The organism is Pseudomonas sp. S37, assembly GCF_016658545.1.
Lineage (GTDB): Bacteria > Pseudomonadota > Gammaproteobacteria > Pseudomonadales > Pseudomonadaceae > Aquipseudomonas.
In genome coordinates this window covers 36525-42786 of record NZ_JACVZC010000047.1, presented here as the reverse complement: position 1 = coordinate 42786, position 6262 = coordinate 36525, and the positions used below count along the sequence as shown (strand labels likewise).

At 62.8% G+C, this 6262-nt stretch carries 6 protein-coding genes; 4 read left to right on the top strand and 2 right to left on the bottom strand.

What is annotated here, in order from left to right:
* Nucleotides 1–130: 130 nt before the first annotated feature.
* Nucleotides 131–1018 carry an acyltransferase gene (locus tag IAE39_RS15885; RefSeq protein ID WP_201204014.1) on the bottom strand — a complete coding sequence of 296 codons (888 nt, stop codon included), beginning with the start codon at nucleotides 1016–1018 and terminating at the stop codon, nucleotides 131–133.
* A gap of 182 nt (nucleotides 1019–1200) precedes the next feature.
* Between IAE39_RS15885 and rloA2 the strand changes: the two genes are divergently transcribed.
* The 4 genes from rloA2 to creD all read left to right on the top strand — a co-directional run bounded on the left by rloA2 (nucleotide 1201) and on the right by creD (nucleotide 5471).
* The gene (gene rloA2 / locus IAE39_RS15880; RefSeq protein WP_201204008.1) at nucleotides 1201–1701 is read left to right on the top strand and encodes a retropepsin-like aspartic peptidase RloA2; all 501 of its coding nucleotides are present in this window, start codon (nucleotides 1201–1203) and stop codon (nucleotides 1699–1701) included.
* Between the two features lie 137 nt (nucleotides 1702–1838).
* Nucleotides 1839–2519 (top strand): two-component system response regulator CreB, encoded by a 681-nt coding sequence (creB, locus tag IAE39_RS15875; protein ID WP_201204006.1) that lies wholly within the window; start codon nucleotides 1839–1841, stop codon nucleotides 2517–2519.
* Nucleotides 2519–3952 carry a two-component system sensor histidine kinase CreC gene (creC, locus tag IAE39_RS15870; protein WP_201204004.1) on the top strand — a complete coding sequence of 478 codons (1434 nt, stop codon included), beginning with the start codon at nucleotides 2519–2521 and terminating at the stop codon, nucleotides 3950–3952. The genes creB and creC overlap by 1 nt, the downstream gene beginning before the upstream one ends.
* Before the next feature lie 190 nt (nucleotides 3953–4142).
* Nucleotides 4143–5471: a cell envelope integrity protein CreD gene (gene creD / locus IAE39_RS15865; protein WP_201204002.1), complete on the top strand. Its 1329-nt coding sequence runs from the start codon at nucleotides 4143–4145 to the stop codon at nucleotides 5469–5471.
* Between the two features lie 165 nt (nucleotides 5472–5636).
* On the opposite strand, the gene IAE39_RS15860 is transcribed toward creD, so the two are convergent.
* On the bottom strand, nucleotides 5637–6260 hold the full coding sequence (locus IAE39_RS15860) for a glutathione S-transferase (RefSeq protein ID WP_201204000.1): 624 nt from the start codon (nucleotides 6258–6260) through the stop codon (nucleotides 5637–5639).
* Between the last annotated feature and the right edge of the window lie 2 nt (nucleotides 6261–6262).

Sequence of the window (6262 nt, the reverse complement as noted above, 5' to 3'; positions counted from 1 at the left end):
TCTGGAGTGCCTGTGCCGGCCTCTTCGCGGGTAAACCCGCTCCCACAGAATCACCACAGGCCTTGAAGGTAGCGGGGGCCCTGTGGGAGCGGGTTCACCCGCGAAGAGGCCGGATCAGGCAATAAAGATCTCAGCCCATTTCCGCCCGCAGCTGCTCGATCCGCCGGTCCTTGTCCACCCACAACTGGTTCACCCAGGCCTGCACAATCTGACGAAACTCAGGGTCATTCTCGTAATCCCCCGCCCACAGCGCCGGGTCCAGCTCACGCACCTGAATGTCGATAATCACCCGGCTGATGCTGCCATTGAGCAAGGCCCAGAACCCCGGCGCCTGGTTGCCCGGGTAGACGATGGTCACGTCGAGCAAGGCATCCAGTTGCTCACCCAGCGCCGCCAAAACGAACGCCACGCCACCGGCCTTGGGCTTGAGCAGGTAACGATACGGCGACTGCTGTTCCTGGCGCTTGGCCTCGGTAAACCGCGTGCCTTCCAGGTAATTCACCACGGTCACCGGCTGACGCTTGAACAGTTCACAGGCCGCCTTGGTGATTTCCAGGTCCTTGCCCTTCAGTTCGGGGTGCTTTTCCAGAAACGCCTTGCTGTAGCGCTTCATGAACGGGTAATCCAGCCCCCACCAGGCCAGGCCCAGCAGCGGCACCCAGATCAGCTCTTTCTTCAGGAAGAACTTGAAGAATGGCGTACGGCGGTTGAGGCTTTCGATCAGTGCGGGGATGTCGACCCAGGTCTGGTGGTTGCTCACCGCCAGGTAGGAAGTGTCTTTGCGCAGGTTCTCGACGCCACGAATGTCCCACTTGGTAGGAATGCACAAGGCAAAGATGGCCTTGTCGATCTCCGACCAGGTTTCGGCCACCCACATCACCGCCCACGAGGCATAGTCACGCCCACGGCCCGGCAACACCAGCTTGAGCAGGGCAAAGACCAGCAGCGGGCAGATCAACACCACGGTATTGAGCAGCAGCAGGGTGGTAGTGAGAATGCCGGTCAGCAGGCGACGCATAAAGAGACTCTTGTTGTGGGAGATAAACGGTTGGCAATGATAAGCAGCGATGCGGCCTACGCCAAATGTCCAATGCCCGGCGGCGCAGACAAATGTTTCACATTATGTTGGTTAGGCTTGTGACAGCGAACCTATCCTGCCAGTGCAGTCTAAGCACTGACCCTTCTCAAGGAAGCCTGCTAGTGAAATCTCTGTTTGCCTTGTTGTCGCTGTTGGCTCTGCCGGTAATGGCCGCCGAGCCCACGATCTACGGCCGTTATGAGAACATCGCCCTGCCCGAGCTGGGCGAAACCCTGAAAGCCAAGATGGACACCGGTGCCTTCACCGCGTCGCTGTCGGCCAAGGACATCGAGCTGTTCACCCGCGATGGCGACGAGTGGGTGCGCTTCCGCCTGGCGACCAAGGACTCGGACGGCAAAGTGTACGAGCACAAGGTCTCGCGCATCAGCAAGATCAAGGGCCGTGCCGATGAAGAGGAGGAAGGCGATGCGCCGGAAATCTCCAAGCGCCCGGTGGTGGACCTGGAGCTTTGCCTGGGTGACGTGAAGCGTACCGTGGAAGTTAACCTGGTGGACCGCAGCAGCTTCAACTACCCGCTGCTGATTGGCTCCAAGGCGCTGCGCGAGTTCAAGGCAGCGGTCAACCCGGCCAAGAAGTTTACGGCTGGCAAGCCTGACTGCTGATTTGCTTTGCCTGTACCGGCCTCTTCGCGGGCACGCCCGCTCCCACAGGGCTTGAGGCTATCCTGTGGGAGCGGGCTTGCCCGCGAAGAGGCCGGTAAGTTAAAAGTCCATTCTTGCCCTGAGTAAGGCCGGACGCCATGCCCCACATCCTCATCGTCGAAGACGAAGCTGCCATCGCCGACACCCTGGTCTACGCCCTGCAGGCCGACGGCCACAGCATCGAATGGGTAACCCTCGGTAGCGCCGCCCTCGACCAGCAGCGCCAGCACCCGGCCGACCTGGTCATCCTCGACATCGGCCTGCCGGACATAAGCGGCTTCGAAACCTGCCGGCAGTTGCGCCGTTTCAGTGAAGTGCCAGTGATGTTCCTCAGCGCCCGTGATAGCGAGATCGACCGAGTGGTAGGCCTGGAGATCGGTGCCGATGACTACGTGGTCAAACCCTTCAGCCCGCGTGAAGTGGCCGCGCGGGTGAGGGCGATCCTCAAGCGCATGGCCCCCAGGGCCGAGCCTGCCACTGAAGCCGCACTGTTCCAGCTCGACACCTTGCGCATGCAGATCACCTACCGCAGCCAGGCGCTGACGCTGACCCGCCACGAATTCCGCTTGCTGCAATGTTTGCTGGAGCAACCGCAGCGGGTGTTCAGCCGCGAGCAGCTGCTCGACGCCCTGGGGGTGGCCTCGGACGTGGGCTATGAACGCACCATCGACACCCACATCAAGGGCCTGCGCGCCAAGTTGCGCCAGGTGGCCAGCGACGCCGAGCCGATCCAGACTCACCGCGGCCTTGGCTACAGCTACAGCCCGGACCATGCCTGATGCGCCTGGGTATCCGGATTTTCCTGGTGTACTTCCTGTTCGTCGGGCTGGCGGGGTACTTCCTGCTCAACACGGTGCGCGAACAGATCCGCCCGGTGGTGCGCCAGTCCTCTGAGGAGACGCTGGTAGACACTGCCAACCTGCTGGCCGAGATCCTGCGCGATGACGTCAAGGCTGGCACCCTGAACCAGGGGCGCCTGCCGGAAGTACTCAAGGCCTACGGTTCGCGCAGCCCCGGTGCGCATATCTGGGGGCTGGCGAAGAACCAGGTCAGCCACCGGATCTATGTCACCGACGCCAAGGGCATCGTGCTGCTGGATTCCAGTGGCGAGGCCCAGGGCAAGGACTACTCGAAGTGGAATGACGTGTACCTGACCCTGCGTGGCCAGTACGGTGCGCGCTCCACCCGTAGCGACCCCAACGACGAAAGCACTTCGGTGATGCATGTGGGGGCGCCGATCATCGACGCTGGCAAGATCATCGGCGTGGTCACCGTGGCCAAGCCCAACAGCTCGCTACAGCCGTACATCGACCATTCCGAGCAGCGGTTGCTGACCCTGGGGCTGGGGTTGATCGGCCTTGGTTTGCTGGTGGGGGCGGCACTGTCGTGGTGGCTGGCGCGCTCGCTGCGCAAGTTGGCGGCCTATGCCCAGGCGGTCAGCGAAGGTGAACGGGCAGAGTTGCCGCATTACAAGGGGGGTGAGCTGGCGAACCTGGCCAAGGCCGTGGAACGCATGCGCACGCAGCTGGAGGGCAAGGCCTATGTCGAGCGCTACGTGCATACCCTGACCCACGAGCTGAAAAGCCCGCTGGCGGCCATCCGGGGTGCTTCAGAGTTACTGCAGGACGATATGCCAGCCGAACAGCGCGTGCGCTTTGCCAGCAATATCGAGCGGGAAAGTGACCGCTTGCAGCAGATGATCGAGCGCTTGCTCAACCTGGCCCGGGTCGAGCAGATGCAGGCGCTGGAAGATGAGCAGCAGGTGGCGCTGGCGGCGCTGGTCGACGAGTTGCTGGTGGCCCATGCTGCGCGCATTGAAAGCGCCGGTTTGCAGGTGCGTCAGCGGGTGCCGGCTGGTATGCGTTTGTTGTGTGACCCGTTCCTGATGCGCCAGGCGCTGGCCAACTTGCTCGACAACGCACTGGATTTTACCCCGGAGGCTGGCGCGCTGCTGTTCGACCTGGAGCGCGATGGCGAGCGGGTGGCGTTGAGTTTGTTCAACCAGGGGCAGGCGATACCGGCGTATGCCATTGGGCGGGTGAGCGAGCGGTTCTATTCGCTGCCACGGCCGGGCAGTGGGCGCAAGAGTACCGGGCTGGGGCTTAATTTTGTGGCTGAGGTGATGCAGCTGCATGGTGGGGCGTTGGCGGTGGATAACGTCGATGGCGGGGTGCGGGTGAGGTTGTGGCTGCCGCTGCGGCGTATCAGCTGAGATAGCCGGGGCTGCTGCGCAGCCCATCGCGACGCAAGGCCGCTCCCACAAGGTGCCGCGTACCCCTGTGGGAGCGGCCTTGCGTCGCGATGGGCCGCGCAGCGGCCCCAAAATCACACAATCTACACACAGTCTCCCCAAGGCCTCCACGCAAGGCGCAGACACTGCGCCCATTGCCACAGGAGGCCCCATGAACAAAACCCTCGGTTACAAGCTCGGTATGATCGCCGTGCTGATGCTACTGCTGCTCATCCCGCTACTGCTGATCAACGGCCTGATCGCTGAACGCCAGGCCTTGCGCGACAGCGTGCTGCAGGATATCGCCCAAAGCGCCAGCTTCGACCAGCAACTAAGCGGCCCGCTGCTGGTAGTGCCCTACCGCAAGTACCAGCGCCGCTGGATCGAAAAGGACGGCGAGCGGACTCAGGAAACCAGTACCATCGCCGGCCATCTTTACTTCTTGCCGGAAACCTTCGATGCCGACCTTGGCGTGGACACCGAACTGCGCGCCCGTGGCATCTACCAGGCGCGGCTATTCCACGCCAAAGGCCGTATCAGCGGCCGCTTCAAGCTCCCGGAGCGCTGGGGCATCGACAAGGATTTCGACGATTACCGCTTCGACAAGCCGTTCTTGGTGGTGGGCATCAGTGATATCCGCGGTATCGAGAACGGCCTGGAGCTGAGCCTGGACGAGCAGAAGGTGCCGTTCGAAGCCGGCACCCAACTCGACTGGATGCGTGGCGGTGTACACGCCAGCCTGCCGGGGCTGGATGGCCTGCAGGCGCGGGAGTTCAGCTATGGCTTCGACCTGGCGCTGCAAGGCACTGGCCAGTTGCACGTGGTGCCGGTGGGCCGTACCAGCAGCGTGGACATGCGCGCCAACTGGCCGCACCCAAGCTTTGTCGGCAGTTACTTGCCCAACCGCCGCGACATCGATGCGCAAGGCTTCAGCGCCCATTGGCAGACCTCGTTCTTTGCCACCAACCTCGAAGACGCGCTGCGTCAGTGTGCCAATGCCGGGCAGTGCGCAGATTTCAGCGAGCGCAGCTTTGGCGTCAGCTTTGTCGACCCGGTGGACCAGTACCTGAAGAGCGAGCGGGCGATCAAGTACGCCTTGCTGTTCATCGCCCTGACCTTTGCCGGCTTCTTCCTGTTCGAGGTGCTGAAGAACCTGAGTGTGCACCCGGTGCAGTACATCCTGGTGGGTGTGGCGCTGGCGTTCTTCTACCTGTTGTTGCTGTCGTTGTCCGAGCATATCGGGTTTGGCTTGGCTTATGGGCTGTCGGCTTCGGCGTGTGTGTTGTTGATCGGTTTCTACCTGAGCCATGTGCTGCGCAGCCTGGGGCGAGGGGTGGGCTTTGCGGCGGGGTTGGCGGCGTTGTATGCGCTGCTCTACGGGCTGCTGAGTGCCGAGGACTACGCGCTGCTGATGGGCTCGTTGCTGTGCTTTGGCTTGCTGGGGGTGTTCATGGTGCTGACCCGGCGGCTGGACTGGGCGCGGGTAGGGAGGGTGTCATGAGGGAGGATAAAGAGATCGGGCGGTGGTTGGCCTTCAGGATCGGGCAGTTGTTTCCTGTGATATCGAGGTGAGGCCTTCGCGGGTGAACCCGCTCCCACAGGGACGCCACAGTATTCGAGAGCTGTGCAGTACCTGTGGGAGCGGGTTTACCCGCGAAGAGGCCCTTCAGGCCACCGGAGAAGTGGCGACCATCGACGGCCGCTTGGCCACCTCGGCATACCACGCCGCCAACCAAGGCTGGCGCTCACGCCAGCCAAATCCGGGCTGACGCAAATCCAGATACCCCAACGCACAGGCCACGCCAATCGCCGCCAGGTCAAAACCGGACAGCAACTCGGGTAAATGCTCCTGCTCCAGGTTGGCCAGGCTACGGCGGATCTTGTCGCCCTGCGCCTGCAGCCAGCCATCCCAGCGCTTGTCCTCAGGCCGAAGGAAGCTCTCATAGCGGCTCGATACCGCCGCATCCATGATCGCATCCGCCTGCGACACCAGGGTCATGCGCCGCCAGCGCGCCGAACCCTCGCGTGGCAGCAGCGGCAGGCCGACATGCTGCAAGTCGAGGTATTCGCAGATCACCCGGCTGTCGTGCAGCACGGTGCCGTCGTCCAGGCGCAGGGCCGGGATCTTGCCGATCGGGTTGTCCTGGTTCAGCTGCGGGTCGCCGCTGACCGGGCTGATGTTCACCGCCTGCAACTGCACCCGGTCCAGCTGCCCGGTCTCGTGCAATACCACCATCACCTTGCGCACGAACGGCGACAACGGCGAGTGGAACAGGGTCATCGTGCTCATCC

Bases quoted from the DNA above. Each gene is read 5' to 3' on its own strand.
- IAE39_RS15885 (WP_201204014.1), bottom strand. From the start codon at position 1,018: ATGCGTCGCCTGCTGACCGGCATTCTCACTACCACCCTGCTGCTGCTC.
- creB (WP_201204006.1), top strand. From the start codon at position 1,839: ATGCCCCACATCCTCATCGTCGAAGACGAAGCTGCCATCGCCGACACC.
- creC (WP_201204004.1), top strand. From the start codon at position 2,519: ATGCGCCTGGGTATCCGGATTTTCCTGGTGTACTTCCTGTTCGTCGGG.
- creD (WP_201204002.1), top strand. From the start codon at position 4,143: ATGAACAAAACCCTCGGTTACAAGCTCGGTATGATCGCCGTGCTGATG.
- IAE39_RS15860 (WP_201204000.1), bottom strand. From the start codon at position 6,260: ATGAGCACGATGACCCTGTTCCACTCGCCGTTGTCGCCGTTCGTGCGC.